General features: G+C 52.3%; 11 protein-coding genes. 7 read left to right on the top strand and 4 right to left on the bottom strand.

Going from position 1 to position 16,978, the window contains the following annotated elements:
• Window positions 1-119: 119 nt before the first annotated feature.
• Window positions 120-2,885: an O-antigen ligase family protein gene (locus JNJ77_09000; GenBank protein ID MBL8822710.1), complete on the bottom strand. Its 2,766-nt coding sequence runs from the start codon at window positions 2,883-2,885 to the stop codon at window positions 120-122.
• Between the two features lie 80 nt (window positions 2,886-2,965).
• The gene (locus JNJ77_08995) at window positions 2,966-3,526 is read right to left on the bottom strand and encodes a hypothetical protein (protein MBL8822709.1); all 561 of its coding nucleotides are present in this window, start codon (window positions 3,524-3,526) and stop codon (window positions 2,966-2,968) included.
• A 269-nt stretch (window positions 3,527-3,795) separates the two neighbouring features.
• Between JNJ77_08995 and JNJ77_08990 the strand changes: the two genes are divergently transcribed.
• Together JNJ77_08990 and JNJ77_08985 are read left to right on the top strand one after the other, a co-directional pair.
• On the top strand, window positions 3,796-4,746 hold the full coding sequence (locus tag JNJ77_08990; protein ID MBL8822708.1) for an ABC transporter ATP-binding protein: 951 nt from the start codon (window positions 3,796-3,798) through the stop codon (window positions 4,744-4,746).
• Entirely contained in the window at window positions 4,743-5,807 is a 1,065-nt protein-coding gene (locus tag JNJ77_08985; GenBank protein MBL8822707.1) for an ABC transporter permease, read from the top strand. Before JNJ77_08990 ends, JNJ77_08985 begins: the two co-directional genes overlap by 4 nt.
• Window positions 5,808-6,157: 350 nt before the next feature.
• On the opposite strand, the gene JNJ77_08980 is transcribed toward JNJ77_08985, so the two are convergent.
• Entirely contained in the window at window positions 6,158-6,943 is a 786-nt protein-coding gene (locus JNJ77_08980) for a hypothetical protein (protein ID MBL8822706.1), read from the bottom strand.
• 190 nt (window positions 6,944-7,133) lie between these two features.
• Here JNJ77_08980 and JNJ77_08975 point away from each other — a divergent pair, with 190 nt between their 5' ends.
• Window positions 7,134-8,150 carry a hypothetical protein gene (locus tag JNJ77_08975; GenBank protein MBL8822705.1) on the top strand — a complete coding sequence of 339 codons (1,017 nt, stop codon included), beginning with the start codon at window positions 7,134-7,136 and terminating at the stop codon, window positions 8,148-8,150.
• 68 nt (window positions 8,151-8,218) lie between these two features.
• Here JNJ77_08975 and JNJ77_08970 read toward each other — a convergent pair whose 3' ends face one another.
• Window positions 8,219-9,061, bottom strand: a complete 843-nt coding sequence (locus tag JNJ77_08970) for a PEP-CTERM sorting domain-containing protein (GenBank protein MBL8822704.1) — start codon at window positions 9,059-9,061, stop codon at window positions 8,219-8,221.
• 201 nt (window positions 9,062-9,262) lie between these two features.
• On the opposite strand from JNJ77_08970, the gene JNJ77_08965 reads away from it, so the two are divergent.
• From JNJ77_08965 to JNJ77_08950, 4 genes are all read left to right on the top strand, one after another.
• Window positions 9,263-10,150: a UbiA prenyltransferase family protein gene (locus tag JNJ77_08965; protein ID MBL8822703.1), complete on the top strand. Its 888-nt coding sequence runs from the start codon at window positions 9,263-9,265 to the stop codon at window positions 10,148-10,150.
• Between the two features lie 234 nt (window positions 10,151-10,384).
• Window positions 10,385-13,543: a hypothetical protein gene (locus JNJ77_08960; GenBank protein MBL8822702.1), complete on the top strand. Its 3,159-nt coding sequence runs from the start codon at window positions 10,385-10,387 to the stop codon at window positions 13,541-13,543.
• A gap of 192 nt (window positions 13,544-13,735) precedes the next feature.
• Window positions 13,736-16,153, top strand: coding sequence for a protein kinase (locus tag JNJ77_08955; protein MBL8822701.1), 2,418 nt, complete (start codon window positions 13,736-13,738; stop codon window positions 16,151-16,153).
• A gap of 6 nt (window positions 16,154-16,159) precedes the next feature.
• A complete protein-coding gene (locus tag JNJ77_08950) occupies window positions 16,160-16,699 on the top strand; it encodes a hypothetical protein (protein MBL8822700.1) in 540 nt (179 codons plus the stop codon).
• The last annotated feature ends 279 nt before the right edge of the window (window positions 16,700-16,978 follow it).

Genomic DNA, 16,978 nt, shown 5'->3' with positions numbered 1-16,978 from the left:
GCTGGCAATATGGGTATCGTTATTATAAACTCAGACTACCCCGTGGGCTACAGAATAAGAAAAGAGGATCCACAGGGAAAAGGTGAGGGCGAAATAATCAATAGGTTTTGTTCTGACTTTTATCTTTTAACATCCTTATTCGTACCGGGGCGTTGAAGTTCGTCGAGTTTTTGCAACAAGAGTTCAGCAATTTTGTTGCCCTGCTGTTGGCGTAACACCATCTGTAACTGTTCCCGGGCATCGGCGTACTTTTCTAGCTCAAAATAGAGCCGGCCGAGGTTGAGTCGCCATTCGGTCTGCAGTGGCCTGGCACGCACGGCGATGAGCAGGTTCTGCAAACCCTGTTCCCGTTTATCCACGCCCCACAATGCCATGCCGTAGATAAACTGGTTTTCGGGGGACAGTACATCTTCCCGTTTTTCGAGCAGTTCGATAGCCCGTTCCATGTAAGGTTTGCGAGCTTCCACCTCTTTGGCCTCAGGATGGAGCGCCCAGGCAGCACTGACCAGTTGGGATGCGGAAGAAGGAGGCAGCAAACGGGTCATGACCTCTTCCCGCGACAACCTCATTTCTGGTTGGAGAGCATCCTGATGACAACTGATAACAATCTGCGCGATAAACTCATCGGAAAGTTCGAGACATCGACGCCAGCTGGCGATGGCTGCAACGCGCTGACCGTTGAGCCATTCCAGTTGACCAGCCAGATACCAGGTTTCGGCACGATGTGGCTGCAACAGCTTGATGCGATCAAGATAGGCTGAAAGGCTATCGCAGATCTTCCAGTAAAGCTGAAGGTCTTTCTCCTGCAGAGTGGCGTTGGCCGGCGGAACGTGCTCTGCGATCGCCAGGTGCGGTTTCCACAGCACCGGGCAACAGTTACGGGCCGTACGGATTTGATGTGCCTGCATATTCCAGGATGTCTGATGCGATTTTCGCAAGTCTTCCGCCATGCTGGCCTGTACCAGGTATGGCAGCAGGGCATCCTCGGCAAAGAGACCGAGCGGGATGACTGTCATGCCCGTGAGACTCGTTGGAATACGAACAAGGGCCTGTGCCGTCAGCCGACGGCTCAGGTCAATGCGTGCATGTTCCTCGACTTTGACGAGCCGCTGCTGTTCCACTTCGTAGCGTTCCATGCGAACGCGTGCATGTGCCGGTGCACAATAAATGGCCATGTCAAGAAGATCGACGGCTCGCTGGAAGGCATCGAGATCGTTTTTGTCTTTGCCCTGCTGCATGGCAAGAAGGCCTCGCTCACGGAACCACTCGCTTTGCCAGTATCGCCAGGAACCGGTGAACAGGATAAGTGCCAGTGTTCCAGCAAAGACTGCTGCGATGACCGGCCCCAAACCGAGGAACCTGCTTCGGATCAAGGTGTCTGTATCTCCATCGTCGAGTCGTTTGCGGGACAATGCCTGCAGGAATCCGCCCGTCATGGCGAGAGCGCTGGCAATGGCAGGCAGATGTATGCCAAACTCAACGACACTGTGTAGAGCCACCGTGACACAGGCAGCCCAGGCCCCGAGAATCATGCCGGTATCGCGAATGCCAGATTGTGGATGCAGAGCCAGCCAGCCAGCCCGCAGCACCAGCCATACCAGGGCCAGAGTGATAAGCAGCCTCAACACGCCACCTTCAGCAAACGCTTCCAGATATTCATTGTGTGCATGTAAATGAGCGATGATCTGATCAACGCCGGCAGGGCGATAGACTGGTTCCACGTGGGTAAAGGTGCCAAAACCAGTCCCCATCAGGGGGAAATTCCTGCCGATTTCCCATGCCGACTGCCAGATGCTGAACCTGCCTTCCATCGCAACAGCCTGTTCCTGTTCCAGTCGGGCGATGGTTGGCGAAGCGCCAAACCAGGCAAGGATACCCATGGCCAGTACTGGAATCAGAATCAAGGCAGCGAGATTTCTGCCACCTGCCCGTCGCCGCCAGATTAACAGGGTAAGGGCCAAACCGGAAACCAGGGCCAGAATACCGCCACGCGAAAGGCTGGCCAGCACACCAGTCATGCAGGTGGCAATGGGAATCAGCAGCCACATGGCGATCGGGTGCTGCAGGATTTCACTCCAACTATCCGTGCTGTAGCTGATGGGCTGCCGCTGCCCATCCATGCCAGTTCGGTATTGCGTTTTCCGGCTGCGCATCTGGCTGATAAACAGGCCCAGCCCCAGGAAAATGCAGATATTCACATAGGTTGCGAAATGATTGCGGTTGATGAACGGACCGAACGGTTCACCGGCAACACCGATTCCGTAGATGGTGTTCCCCGTTGCTCGAAGTTTCTGCAACAGTGCGAAGATGGAAAGCAGGCAACCATTGATAACCATGGCCCAGGCAAATCGCTTGAACCGCTCAGGATCGGCCAGGCTATGCCGAACCAGGAGGAAGACCACCATGACAGCCAGCAGTTCCAGCAGTGCCTGCTGTGTTGCACCGGGGTAAATGCTGAGAGTAGTGCCGGGAGGGAATGGTGCAGGCTCATTGATTCCCCCCTGCTCCATCTGTTCCTGCTGACGGGGGAGAAACTTCTGATACCACGATGCTACCTCAGGCGAGATGGATTTCAGTGTTGCAGGAGGTAACGATAGCAAACTGAAAGACGAAACTACAAACAACACGACCAGCAGCAGTGATGCAATGCAGAAATGCAGTTTGAGCTGCCAGTGAATGATCTGCTTGATGGCCCAGAGAACAAGCGCAATCGACAGCCCTGCACAGGCCAGATGCTGGAAATAATTGTGGTAGCCCCCGAACAGCCAAGGCGTGATGAGCACGATAGCCAGCAGTACCAATTCCATGAGTCCATCGAGTACCAAATCCACCCGATGCAGCAGGCTTGGCGAGGGCTGTATGGTAGTGCGAGATTGTCGATTCATGATTTCGTTACGTTATGAAAACAAAACTACCCGGATAGCAGTAAGCTAGCCGGGTAGTGAAATGGATCAATCAGGAATTCTTATACACCACGGAAATTGAAAACGTGAGGCGAAGAATTGTTCCATGATGAGGTGGTAGCACCAGAGCGAGTGTAGGTAATGGTAACCGCCATGCGGTAGGTAGCTGCTGCGAGAGTGTTCTGTTTGAAGAAATCGTTCAGCGAAGGATTGTATTGCAGTGCAGGATTCTGAGTAATAAAGCTGTAGGGCGGGAAATTGAACGGATCATTCGCCACGCCGTATCGTTGAATGGAAACGTTGACGTTGATGCTGCCATCCTGAATGTAGCTACCGAAGCTGTGACTGATGCGAACCAGTTCGCTGGGATCGGTAACACGGAAATCACGAATAGCAGTGACAGAAACCTTGGTGACGCCGGAAGGAGCTGCAACAGCACCCATGCTGATCGTCAGGCCGTAGTTGTTAAAGTCATCAGTGAATGTTTGGGAAGTAATACCGGGATGTGTGGCGAAGAACTGCCAGCCACCCAGAAAAGTAATAGCCAAAGCGGGTACCGGAAGCAGTGCCACGAGTACCAAAGCAGTGGTGAGGATTTTACGAACGAATGATGTCTTGTTCATGGGTCCCTTTCCTGTCGGTGAACCTATGAAAGATAGATAAACTGTCTCTCTCATAAGAACTTATAGCAGATTGAGCATGATTGCAAAGTTCAAAACAGGTAATTTCATCATTTTTATGCAAAAGTCGGAGAAATGTGTTTTCATGAGAACCGAACAATTCCTACAAAAATGAGGCGGCTTGTCGCTTCCGTCTGAATCTCGCGAACCTGCAATATATCGAGATTCTCTCCAGTTGGCTGAATAACTCCCTACCACTCCAGGAGTCTTCCATGAGGTCTGTTGCGATACGTTGTCAGGGCCTCAAGAAGACTTACCCTGCCAAACCGCCGGTGGAAGCGGTACGAGGGCTGGACCTGGAGATAGAATCGGGGGAATGTTTTGGCCTCTTAGGCCCCAATGGAGCAGGCAAAACCACCACGATTGAAATTCTGGAAGGCCTGCTGGAACCCACCAGCGGAGAAGTTGAAGTGCTGGGCATGACCTGGAAACAGCATGGCACCAGCATTCGCGAACGCATTGGCATCTCACTGCAGGAAACTAAACTTTCTGAAAAGTTGAGCGTGGGCGAGACAGTTCAATTGTTTCGCAGCTTTTACGCCAACGGCACGCCACCGGATGAGGCCATCCAGGCAGTCAGCCTGCAGGAAAAGGTGAAAACCTGGGTGGGGAAACTTTCAGGCGGACAGAAACAACGGCTGGCAGTTGCCTGTGCCATCGTTGGCCAGCCTGATCTGCTTTTTCTCGATGAACCAACTACTGGCCTTGATCCCCAATCAAGAAGACAACTTTGGGACATCATTCAAGGGTATAAAGACCGAGGCAAAACTATCCTGATTACTACCCATTACATGGATGAGGCAGAAAAGCTCTGTGACCGGGTCGGCGTAGTTGATCATGGCAAGATGATAGCTTTGGGAAAGCCAAGGCAACTCATAGATGAACTCGGGGGCGGGCACGTTCTCGAATTTGAGTTTGATGTGCATCAGGAAAGTGATCTGGAATCGCTGAAGACCATACCTGCATCAACGGAAGTGAGACGGGAAGGCCAGCGGTTCACCATGGTGGTGAAAGAAGTGCATGTCGCCTTGCCTGCGCTGCTCGAGTGGACCAGGCAGAATCAGCGTCAGGTCACCAGCCTGGCAACACACACGGCTACCCTGGAAGATGTTTTCGTGAAACTCACCGGCAGACACCTGCGTGATGAAGGAGCCAACTCGTGAATACTGCTGCATCACGCTGGGAACCGTTCAAACAACTGACTTTGGCACGTTTACGCGAGTTTTTGCGGGAACCCGAGGCTGTTTTCTGGGTGTACGGCTTTCCCTTGCTCATGACGCTGGTACTGGGCATTGCCTTCCGTGAAAAGAAAGCTGATGAACTATACCTGGTGGATATCGAAGAGGGGCCGCATGCATCGTTTGTTGAAGCAGCATTGAAGGCAGAAGGTGAGCGGTTCAAACTGCATCGAGCGCCATTTGAGGATTGTAAAAAACGGTTGCGAACAGGAAAAACCAGTTTGGTGATTCAATCGGGTCAGCCGAATGGTGTTGAGGTGGCATATCTCTCTGACCCGTTACGCCCGGAAAGCAGCCTGGCGGAGAAAGCTGTAGACGATGTATTGCAGAAGGCGAAAGGCCGTAAGGATTCCATGACGCATGTAACGCATGTGTTTAATGAACGAGGAGGCAGGTATATCGACTTCCTGGTGCCAGGCCTGCTGGGCATGGGGCTGATGGGTGGAGGCATGTTCGGCGTGGGGTTTGCCATCGTTGATATGCGGCTGAGAAAGTTACTCAAACGCTTCCTGGCTACGCCTATGCGCCGGGCCGATTTCCTGCTCGCCATCATGACGAGCCGTTTCTTATTCATGCTGCCTGAAGTTTTGATGCTGCTGATTTTTTCCTATTTCATATTCGATGTACGCATACAGGGCAGTTTTCTTCTGGTGGTATTGTGCATTGTCATTGGTGGAATAACGTTCTCCGGCATCGGGTTATTGGTAGGCAGCCGGGCCAAGACGCTGGAAGCCGCCTCAGGTCTGATGAACCTGGTGATGTTGCCGATGTGGGTGCTCAGCGGAGTCTTCTTCAGTGCAGATCGTTACCCTGAAGCAGTGCAACCGTTCATCCGGGCACTGCCATTGACTCTTCTGAATGATGCGCTTCGTGCGGTGATGAATGAATCAGCCGGGCTGATAGATATAAGCTGGAAACTTTTAGGATTACTGCTGTGGGGTCTCGTGACGTTTGCCATTGCTCTGAGAATTTTCCGCTGGCAATAATTCGCTGAGATTACCTGCTTGGATTGACCGTAATCCGGGCAGGTTGCCTAACAAACAGGCAGAATTGATGTGAAAAAAGGCAAAGACAACATTGTAATCGTGTTGAATTCAAACAACATATGTTATTTGTATTTAATGACTTATGCCAATCATATAGTTAATAGTACTGATTAAATAAACTTTGGCACGGCGGGTGCTTTAAGAGTTAGCATCGATCACGGACCATGTTGGCTTTCAGGAGGGAGAGGCCTGACTGACAACATGTGCCTGATTGAGCAAAACCTGGAGCCACGACTCGTTCAGTTGTTGGGAGAGGCAACTGTTAGGAGTCGTGGCTCTTTGTGTTTTTCTCACCCAATCAGAATGGCAATAATGGATTGTGTATCGAGTGGTCTGCCTGCCGCTGATTTAATCTGAACTTCGCCGATCAGTTGCAGACCTCCACGCAGGTTATCCTGCTCAATGTAGCCACGGATGATGGCAACGCTGCCGTCAGCACTGACACCCATACCCACGAATAAACCATCAGATGCCACATCTCCTGCACAGACATATGGAGTTGTGATTCGGCCGTTGGTCATTGCCAGATTTACGGTGAATGTGTTACTGGTACCATCGGTGATTTGAGCTGCGAGCGAACCTGTCACCCCTGTTATCGTGCTGCGAAAGCTGCCTTCATAATTGCCCAGTACCTGTGGTTTGGGTAAAGTACCAGCCGTCATCGGTCGGAACAGAAACAGTGTGCCGTTGCTTTTCAGTGATGGCGACTGAAACGATGCTGAGCCAAACAAGCCGCCTGCTCCATTGCCCAGTTTCTCCCATTGAGCCTGATACACCAGGCTGGTTTCGCCACTGCGGCCGATGCAGGTGCAAACGCCGCTGGCCGCCACCGTGCCTGCAATGGGAAAGCGGGTATTGCTGGTGCCATCAATGATCATGTCGCCTGACAGACGACGCAAGCTGTCTTGCTCGATGTACGGAATGGACACACCACGAACGGTTCGGCTTGCGGTATCCAGCAGTACTCCGGTGTAGGTACCACGCAGATTGGGTACATCTGCTGCCAGAACTTTTGCACCAGACATTAACCCGACAAGAAGTATACCAAGACACAACAATCTCGCTGAAATAAACATGTCAACCTCAGAAGATAAATGGTGAACTCCTGAAACATCAGGAGTTGGCTATTTTTGAGTACTGCCAACGGCATAAAACATTAACAGGTAATTCGGATTATCCTTTTGCTGTATGCCTTCATTGGCTTTGCAATCCCACCACCAATGCTACAATACCGTGGTATCAAAACCCTCCATCTGGAGTTGCACCATGCTTTGTTGTCCCGTTGTAAAATCCGGATTGTTGCTGGCTGGCCTAGCTTGCCTGGGCTACACCGGCTGGGAGGCTTCTTCGTATTACCAAAGCTGTCAGCAGAAAACACCCTGCTGCTCGATGCCCCAGATTGAAGTGATCCAAGATGAAAGCGATTGCTGTGCTTCCGACGTAACTGCAAGCACGACACCCAACTGCTGCTCCAAAAACTCCCGTGCTGCAACCCTGGTGTCTTCCACCAACAAAACTATATCTGACGAATGCTGTGAGGATGCCACACCATCTACTACTGCAAAGCCGGTCGTAACCACGATCGCTCCTGCCCATGTTGCTGCTGCCGAAGGTTGGGCCACCCTCAAGGGACAGGTGGTATTCGCCGGCGATGTGATTCCCAAGGCAGAAGAATCCAAAGTCACTTCTGATCAGGCTCATTGCCTGGCGAAAGGTGCACTCACAGATAAAGTCTGGGACGTGAACCCCAGCAACAAGGGACTAGCAGGCGTGGTAGTATTCATCGCTCCGGACCGTGGCGAAACATTACCGGTTCATCCTGATCAAAAGGCCCCTGCCCCGTTCGTGCTCGATCAGCCTTACTGTGTCTTTACACCGCGCATTTTTGCCATCCGAGCTGGCCAGGAAATTACTGCCAAGAATCCAGACCCTGTTGCACACAATGTGGTCATCAAGGGGTTGAAGAACGATTTGAATGTTCAGATTCCGCCCGGAACGGAGAAGACCATCAAACTCGATGCAGAAACCAATGCCATGTCGGTAGCGTGTGGCTCACACCCGTGGATGAAGGGCTTCGGCTGGTGCTTCGATCATCCCTACTTTGCCGTAACCGATAAAGACGGCAAGTTCGAGATCAAGAACATTCCAGCGGGCAATCGCAAAGTAATCGTCTGGCATGAAACAGGTTATCTGCCCGGCTACAGCAAGCGGGATCAGAAAACCGTTTCGCTGGCTGCAGGCAGTGTAACTGATCTGGGGACCGTGAAGGCGATGCTGAAGTAAAACTTTTCACCAAAAGCAAAAACCCACGGACTGCAGTCCGTGGGTTTGTTTGTTTTCCGATCGTTTCTTTACGCGACTTCCTTGCGATTCCAGAACTTCTTGCGGTATCGCACCACACCAACACCTGCCAGGGTAACCAAGCACAGGGCATAAGCGGAAGGTTCGGGTACAGCAGCAGAAACGGTGATCATATCGAACCGCCAAGTGCCTGTGGTGGCATAAGCGGTGGAGCCACTGCCCAGATAATTGGTGCCAGCGTCGAAGGAGGCAACAATCTGGAAACCGAAGTTGGGGTTATTGTCCACACCTGCAATGCCTGTCAGGTTGACGCTGCGGCCATTAAACCAGTCGTCGCCAGCTCCGGTGACGGTTTCATCAAACGCTGAAAAGGTTCCGTTGGCTCCGTAGCCACCAGCAGTGCTGGCTGGGGCTCCACCGGAAGGCGTTGTGCCAGGGTTGGAGTTGAGTGCCGAAAGAGCCAGGCGGGTGAAATTGGCGCCATCGGTAGTGTAGTAGAAGGCGACAAAGCGAGATGCGGAGTTGCTGTGCCGCTGATCCCAACTGACAGTAATGTTGGAGAAGCCGACAGTGGAGGTGAGTACAGTTATGCCCGCGGTTTCATTACCTGATTGTGGTGCTGGATAGCCTGTTGTCTGAAAGCCGGAGTTATCGTTAGTGCCTGCCGGATCGGAAGAGCCACCACTGGCGGAACCGCTGGCGAAGGTAAAGGACTGTGCCAGATTCAAAGTGGAAATGGTACCGGTTCCTATGGAAGGAACGTCCGTTCCAGTAGCTGTGTTGTTATCTGGCACCGGCGAGTTGAAATTCCACTGGGTGATCACCTGGGCCTGTGCCACACCGCAGAGAGTGCAGGCAAACAGGCAGGCCAAAGCTGTTTTCCAAAACCGCATAACCATCCCTCCAGGAAACAGAATCGCATTCAAATGAATGCAGACGATACTAGAGGATATGTTAAACAGCTGACACTACATGTCCCGTGAATAAGCTGTGGAGAATTGGTGAAGGGGAGGAACGATGAGCATTCCGGGGTGAGACGCCTTGGCTGTCTGGTTACTTCATTGTGTCCCCTGGCTGATAGAACTTATCTTATCATGCCCGCTACCATCTACAATTGGTATCGCCTGCTCAGACCGGCACATTGGATCAAGAATCTGGTCTGCCTGGCGGGGGTGTTCTTTTATTCCGCCTGGGATCAATTGGCCTATGCACTCCTCGTCGCCTTGGCATTCTGCCTGATTTCTTCCGCCATCTATGTTGTGAACGACCTGTTCGACCTCGAACATGATAGGCAGCATCCCAAAAAGAAAAACCGGCCCATTGCAGCCGGGCAAATCAGCAAGCATGCTGCAGCACTGGCAGCATTGATGTTGGCAGCAACGTCCTTGACGCTGGCATTCAGCTTGAAACCCAGCGTAGGCTTTTGTGCATTGGCATATCTAGCAATCAATCTGGCCTACTCCTTCAAGCTGAAACACTTGCCGGTGATTGATGCTTTCTGCATTGCCTCCGGGTTCATTCTCCGCCTGCTGGCCGGGCTTTACGTCCTCGATCTGCTGCCCAGCCCCTGGCTGACTCTGTTTACCTTTTTCCTGTCACTGTTTTTAGGTTTCGCCAAGCGACGGGCTGAGTTGGTTGCATTGGAAAAACCTGTCGAAATTTCCCAACGGCGACCCGTGCTCGATCATTACTCCCTATCGTTTCTCGATGGCGCACTCGATATCGCATCAGCCCTCGCCATGATCTGCTACGCTTTGATGCTACTCCTGCCAGGCTCAAAGTTTTATCACCCGACCCAAGTGTTGACGGTGCCTTTCATTGTGTTCATGATACTTCATTATCGACGGCGGCTGACTCATCCAAAATATCGCATCGAACCCAACCGTATCATTTATCACGACCGGGTGATGCAAGGCTGCACGCTACTCTGGCTGCTATCGTATTGGATGATTCAGTACACCGGCGTGCAGTGGTTTGGATAGTAGTCATCATGCTCCGCATGATGACCATAACGCGCGAAAACAATAGGAACATTCGTCCCAACATTGCACTGTCGGTCATCATTCGGAGAATGATGACTACTTTCACATCCCCCCCAGCTTCCACATCCTAACTCTTCCCATCCTTCACCTTGACACTTGCTGCAACTCGTGGCATATGCCCTCTCGCCCACGGATTGGGCACACGCCTCGGCGTTGACGGGAGGGAGTCTGCGCTTGTTGCATCGGGGACGGTCTCTGCAAACCCTGTTGCTGGTCTTGTTCAGCGCCACGGTGATCCTGGCTGCTCAACAGACCGCTGCGCCATCTTCATCTTCGCCTGACAGCAAACCCATCACTATTTATGCTGATTCCGTGCAAGGCTGGTCGGAAGACGCCTACCACGGCCTTTATGCCAAGGGCAATGTCAGCATCGAACGCGGCCTCACCCGCATCAAGCTGAAAGACGTTTATCTGTGGGTCAGCAAGGTGGCCAGCGGTGAAGAAACGCATGCCGTCATCTATGCTGAAGGGCCTATCACGCTCGAAGAAAAAAGCCAGCCTAAACAACAGTTGGATAAGTTGAGCCTGAACTGGAACATGTCGGGCGAGTTGCGCATCATTGCCCCGGAGAAAACTTCGGGCCAGCCAGATCTGAAAGATGCGGTCTATGCTCGTGCACGGGCGGTACTGCTTTCGCCACCTGCATTAAATACTTCGCAATCGGTTGCCAGCAAAACAGTACAGACACCCGAAAGGCTCGCACCCATTCCTGCCAACGAGTTGCCGAACAGCCCCGGTTTAGTGCAGCAGAAAGTCGAACAACGCGAACGTGATTTCGGGCAGGATCCCATCAGTCCATCGCCCGATGTCGCCAGCGTCCTGCAGCGATCCAGCACGCTGGGCATCGCCTCACGCACCTCATCGTCGTACCAGTATCGCATTCTGCCGAGCAATCCGAATGAATACACGGTCATGATCTGGGGTGGCATCACTCTCTATGCTGGCGACAGCAACAACATCATCGATATCAGCACCGATCGGGCGGTCATCTGGGCCAAGGGCATCACCGGTAACCCAGGCCAGGGCATTCCCAACTTCAGCAACTTCAAAAAAGAACAGATCGAAATCTACCTCGAAGGGCATGTGGAAATCCGCTACCGCAGACTCTCCGGCCCCTCGGCGAATGTCGATCAACTCGTTCTGGCAGATCGAGGCTACTACGATCTCGGTCGCAACACTGCACTGCTGAGCAAATGCGAACTAATCTACCGCCTGCCTGGCCTGGCTATACCCATCCATGTGCAGGCGGCAGAAGTCAGACAACTCGATCTGAACAATTTCTCAGCAAGCGATGCTGTCTTCTTCGCCAGCCGGTTGCCCAGCGATCCTGATCTGAAGGTGATGGCAGGCACCATGGCAGTGCAACTGCAGGATGTGCCTCGCAGAGGCCTCTTTGGAACCACTGCCTTTGATCAGATTCAGAACACGACTGCGGAAGATGCCCAGATTTTTGGTAAAGCCGACAACGTTCAGTTCAAATTCATGGATCTCACCATCGGAGCGCTCAGCCATACCGAAGGCGATCTACGCGATCCGCTCGGACCACTTGAAGGCGTTCGCTTCAAGTCTGACAGCATCTTCGGCACCGGTATGGAAGTGCAACTCGATGCCATGGAAATGTTCGGGTTGGATAAAGGCACGCAGACTCGTTGGAATCTGAATCCGCTGTTTTATAGCCGCCGTGGTCTGGGGCTTATTACTGAATTTCAAACACAGGGTGTCGGAGCACTGGGCTTCCCAGGCCGCTACGACACATTCCTGCGTGGACATCTTCAATGGGATTATGCTGACTTTGATCAACTAGCCCAATTGCGTCAACCTGCGGTGCCTAATGATATCCGCGGCCTGGCTACGTTCAGGCATAGGCAGGAACTGACCGAGTTCTGGTCGTTTCAGGCCCAGGTCGGTTACCAGAGTGATCGTAATTTCTACGAACAATGGTGGAAGCGTCAGTACGATGAAGACTTGAATCAGGAAACATTTGCACTGCTCAAATATCAGAACGAGCAGTTTGCCATGAGTGCCCTGGTGAAGCCGAACATCCGCAACTGGGTTAACGAAGGTGCTGCATTGCCTCGTGGCGACCTGTGGCTCATCGGGCAGGATTTGTTCCGCACGATGACCTATTATGGCCACGCCAGCGCAGGTATATATCAGTTCCATGCGACAAGCGATCTGGATCAAGCTTATTTCGACACGGTTTTTCCGAATGAGTTTGCCCGATATCGGCCTTTGCCTCCATCGAGCGATATGCCCAACCGTGATTCGTTCTGGCTGGGCCGTGTTGATTTCATGAACGAACTCGATCTGCCCATCAACCTGGGCATCATGAACCTCACGCCGTACGGCTTGGCTGATCTCGCTTATTACAGCGATGATATGTCGGGTGCTGATGGCGGCAGGTTCTATTATGGCGGTGGCTTGCGAGGCGCCTTGCCTTTCTCACGCCTCTATTCCAATGTGCAAAGTGATTTCTTCAACGTTCGCGGCATGTATCACAAGCTGAGCGTGGAGGCTGATTACCGCTACACCCGCAGCAATGTCGATTTCCGCCGACTTCCTCTGCTGGATCGCCTGGATGATGATCCCACCGATCAGGCCCGGCGCGATCTGCGTACGTATCGCCTGGCGAACAATCTCAATCTTAACCTGGCAACTTCGCCACTGTATGATCCGCAGCTCTATGCCTTGCGGCGAGGTTACCTCAATTCACCTGATAATCTCGATGACATGGAATATGTCCGCTTTGGCGTTCGCAATCGCTGGCAGACCAAGCGTGGCAGCGAGGAAGCTGAACGCATCGTCGACTGGATGAGCCTGGATATCTTTGCCACGTGGTTCCCGGATGAAGGCCGGGATAATTATGGCCATCCCTTCGGCCTGATTGATTACGATTTCCGCTGGCAGATCGGCGAACGGACGAGCATCCTTTCGCAGGGTTATTTCGATCCGTTTGAAGGCGGCTCACGCAGTGTCAACATTGGCATCCTGACTGAACGTACTGACAGGCTTCGCTTCTACCTGGGCTACTACTATCTTGATCCGGTAGGCACCAGCGCTACTGTCTTCAGCACAACGTATATCATCAATCCGAAGTATGCCTTCACGTGGTCATCGTCTTACAACTTTGGCGAGTCGCAGAATCTGGGACAATCGCTGATGATTACCCGCACCGGTTCCGATCTGCAGGTGAGTCTGGGATTAGGTTGGGACCCCCTGCGGGACAACTTCAACGCAACGTTTGAGGTGTACCCGACAGTGATGGGCCCGACCCGCCACATGCGAGCCATCGCGCCAGGCCTGGCACAACTTGACCCAAGTGCGATTCAGTAGCGATCGAAGCACTTGTAGGCTTTGAATCTTTATGTTGATTCCTCAATCTTACCAATTTATTGTTTGTGTAATGTAGTTGCATGCATAAAACTATGGAAAGTTCCGTTCCTGCTGTATGTGGAAAGCAGTCTGCGCTCAACTTGTATCAGTGCCATCAACCGTCTTCTTGGAAATGCCTGTTGGAGACTGGATTTGGACCATCTGGATTTGCCGCTCGATGCATGGAATCTACTGCCTTTGCAGCAGTTAATCCAGAAAATCCAGCAGGATCAGGATGTACGCTGGCAGAGTGGCCAAGGCCTGTTGGTGGAACACTATCTGAAGCATTATCCGGCAATTGAACAGGAAACTGAACTCCTGTTGGGGCTCATCCTTAATGAGGTGAACCATCGGGAGGCATTGGCACAAAAATTCACCATGGATGAATATGTCAAGCGTTTCCCTGCCATTGCAACTCGGCTGGAGATGCAACTGCACAGGCATTCCATGAGTAGCAAGGCGCTACCCGATCCGGATCATGATGAGGAAGCCACGGAAACCTATGCGTTTCAAACGACGGATGAGGGCATATCGGCAGGTGGTGGAACGCCACCACAAGATTCCAGTCGGACAGTGGGACGGTTCATCATCAGAAAAGAGCTGGGACAAGGATCATTTGGTATTGTCTACCAGGCATACGATCCAACACTGGAACGGGATGTCGCCCTCAAGGTTCCCAAACGTACGGATCAGCAGGATCAGGTAGAACGGTTTGTCCGCGAGGCCAAAGCTGCTGCCAAGTTGCAACATCCCAACATCGTGACCGTCTTTGATTGCTCAGCGGAGCCAGGACAGTCGTTCATTGCGATGGAATGGGTGGACGGCGTGCCGCTTCATCAACAGGTGGAGCGATATCGACCGAATCATCAGCAGGTGGCCAAGTGGCTGCGTGACCTGGCATTGGCGCTGCATGCCGCCCATGAGCAGGGTATTCTGCATCGCGATGTCAAGCCTGCCAACATCATGGTGGATAAGCAGAACCGAGTCCGGCTCATGGACTTTGGCTTAGCAAAGAAACGCAAGCTGAAACCCGACAGTAGTGAAACGGAAACGGGAGCCGACAAAACAGTGGAGGGAGCGATCGTCGGCACCCCAGCCTACATGTCGCCTGAACAGGCAATGGGGATTGCCGAGAAGGTCCATTTTGCCAGTGATCAGTTCAGCCTGGGAGTGGTGGGTTACCAATTGTTGACAGAGAAACGGCCACTTAAGGGAAAGATGATGGAGTTGTTGGCGCAATTACGCGATCCATCACTTCAAATTGTTCCGCTGCGTGAACAGGACAAGACTGTTCCTTTGGGCCTGGAAGCAATCATCATGAAATCGCTTCACAGGCAACCAGGCGAGCGATATGAATCGCTGGCAGCCATGGCTCTTGATCTGCATCGCTGGCTCAAGGGAGATGAAATCAAGGCGCCGGTCATCAAGGCTCGCAAGAGCTGGAAATGCCCATCCTGTCAACGTCTCAACGCCAAAAGCAAGACTCGATGCGTCTATTGCAAGCATCATCTGGGTGGTGGCGTGCCCGTTGATTGGACTGAACAGCCCGTTATCCCCATGAAGAGCAGGCGAACTCGCACCAGTGATGAAGATGATGATGCACCTCGGTTTCGGGTTCACCGGTGGGAATGGGGAATTTTGATTGTCTGCCTGCTTCTGCTCGGGTTCATTCCGATTCTCCAGCGTGTAGATCGGCAGGCTTTGGAAACCGGCAGGCTCTTCTTCGGCATGCGGGAAGTAGGATCGGCCCTGCTCAGCTATCAAATGACGTTTGGCCACTTCCCATCCAATATCGTCGACAAGACAACTGGCGAGCCTTTGCTCAGTTGGCGAGTCAGCATCTTGCCTTTTCTGGAGCAGGAGCAACTTTACAGGAAATTTCATCTGGATGAACCCTGGGACAGCGAGCACAACAAAGCACTCCTGGCCGAGATGCCGGAGATTTTTGACGAATCACTGCCAGCAACCTTATGGTTCGGCCGAGGCGAACACGACCACTACACCACAGCCATTCAGGGTTTTGCAGGGAAGTCTGCACTGTTTGAACCTGACAAGAAGATCAGGCTCAACCAGGTTTTTGATGGAACAGCCCAGACGATTGCCCTGGCTGAAGCACAAGTCCGTGTGCCTTGGACCAAGCCGGTCGACATGCCTTTCGATGAAAAATCTCTACCCGCACTGGGGAAGCCGGGAGCAGAGCAGTTTCATGCAGTGTTGCTTGACAGCGCTATCTATCAGTTGAACCCACACATGTCTGCTGAACTGCTGAGGGGACTTATCACCACTTCTGGCGGTGAGATGGTCAAACTGGATGATGCTGCTGTGCTTCAGCAGATTTCAGTATCACCTGTTTTCTGGCGCAAAAATTCCGAAGGTGAACCCTATCGGCCACTCACCAGGTACCCCAGTCATCGTCCCAGACACTGGAGCCAGTTCAGTGGCTGGATCAACTACTGGGTGATTGAATCTGGAGAAAAAATCTGGATTGGGGCAGCCATCGTATTGGCGCTCCTCCTGGCGAAGTTCGCCTGGGTCTGGAACTTTTATCGCAAGCAATCGCTTGCAGGATAAGGCCGTATGGACAATGCAACCACACGAAGCGATGAAGCGTTCGGCATGCGGGTTCTGTACCTGCTCGATGCAGTCAAGCATTTTCCGGAGATATCAGAAGAACTCCTCGAACACGGACTCATCGATGGAGGTAAGGTTTCGCGAGAGGAAGCGAAGCTGGCAATTCGGCTGGTTCCCATTGCACTCGGCTATCTGATGTTGAAAGAACTGGGATTGAAAGACTTTCCTACCAGCTTTTTAGTGATGAATCAGCAAGGTGAGTTGGTCTCCTATGCAACTGCGCAAATACCACATTTTCGACTGGCAAATCAAATTGCTGCGGCTGCTGCTCATAGTCAGTTCACGAAGTTTGCCAGCCTCGCGGCTCTCCATAACCTCTCGGATCGAAGTCCTGCGATGCAGGGTTTATACAGTTACCTGCGAGCGGGAAACGATATTTCCACTGTGAAAGAATTACGGCTCGAACCACCGATGCTCATGGGCATTTCCGCAGAGGAAGTTGAACAATTTTTGCTAGATGCCGAGGATCAGCTAAAGGAAGAATAAGAGGATCTGACTGAATAATATCTAATTCTCCCCTCTCACTTTTATAAGAGGGTCCGGGGTGATACTTGAAATTAACCCGAATGTGAAACACGATGAATAAACATCAATTTGAAACCCCTGATCCCTAACCCTTCTCCCCTAGAGCATTTTCAGTTCCATTCTTGCGGCGCATATCCTGCATGTCGGAGGTAGTTGGCGCATTCATTAGGCGAGAACCAGTCGAGGCACTGGCCGCAGAGTTGATCACATGCTTCCTTGGTGCGTGGCTTGCGTTTGCGA

The organism is Planctomycetia bacterium, assembly GCA_016795155.1.
GTDB lineage: Bacteria > Planctomycetota > Planctomycetia > Gemmatales > HRBIN36 > JAEUIE01.
This window is presented reverse-complemented; position numbering and strand designations above follow the sequence as displayed.

Excerpts from the sequence above, each read along its gene's own strand:
- JNJ77_09000 (MBL8822710.1), bottom strand. The coding sequence starts at position 2,885 with ATGAATCGACAATCTCGCACTACCATACAGCCCTCGCCAAGCCTGCTG.
- JNJ77_08995 (MBL8822709.1), bottom strand. The coding sequence starts at position 3,526 with ATGAACAAGACATCATTCGTTCGTAAAATCCTCACCACTGCTTTGGTA.
- JNJ77_08990 (MBL8822708.1), top strand. The coding sequence starts at position 3,796 with ATGAGGTCTGTTGCGATACGTTGTCAGGGCCTCAAGAAGACTTACCCT.
- JNJ77_08980 (MBL8822706.1), bottom strand. The coding sequence starts at position 6,943 with ATGTTTATTTCAGCGAGATTGTTGTGTCTTGGTATACTTCTTGTCGGG.
- JNJ77_08975 (MBL8822705.1), top strand. The coding sequence starts at position 7,134 with ATGCTTTGTTGTCCCGTTGTAAAATCCGGATTGTTGCTGGCTGGCCTA.
- JNJ77_08970 (MBL8822704.1), bottom strand. The coding sequence starts at position 9,061 with ATGCGGTTTTGGAAAACAGCTTTGGCCTGCCTGTTTGCCTGCACTCTC.
- JNJ77_08965 (MBL8822703.1), top strand. The coding sequence starts at position 9,263 with ATGCCCGCTACCATCTACAATTGGTATCGCCTGCTCAGACCGGCACAT.
- JNJ77_08950 (MBL8822700.1), top strand. The coding sequence starts at position 16,160 with ATGGACAATGCAACCACACGAAGCGATGAAGCGTTCGGCATGCGGGTT.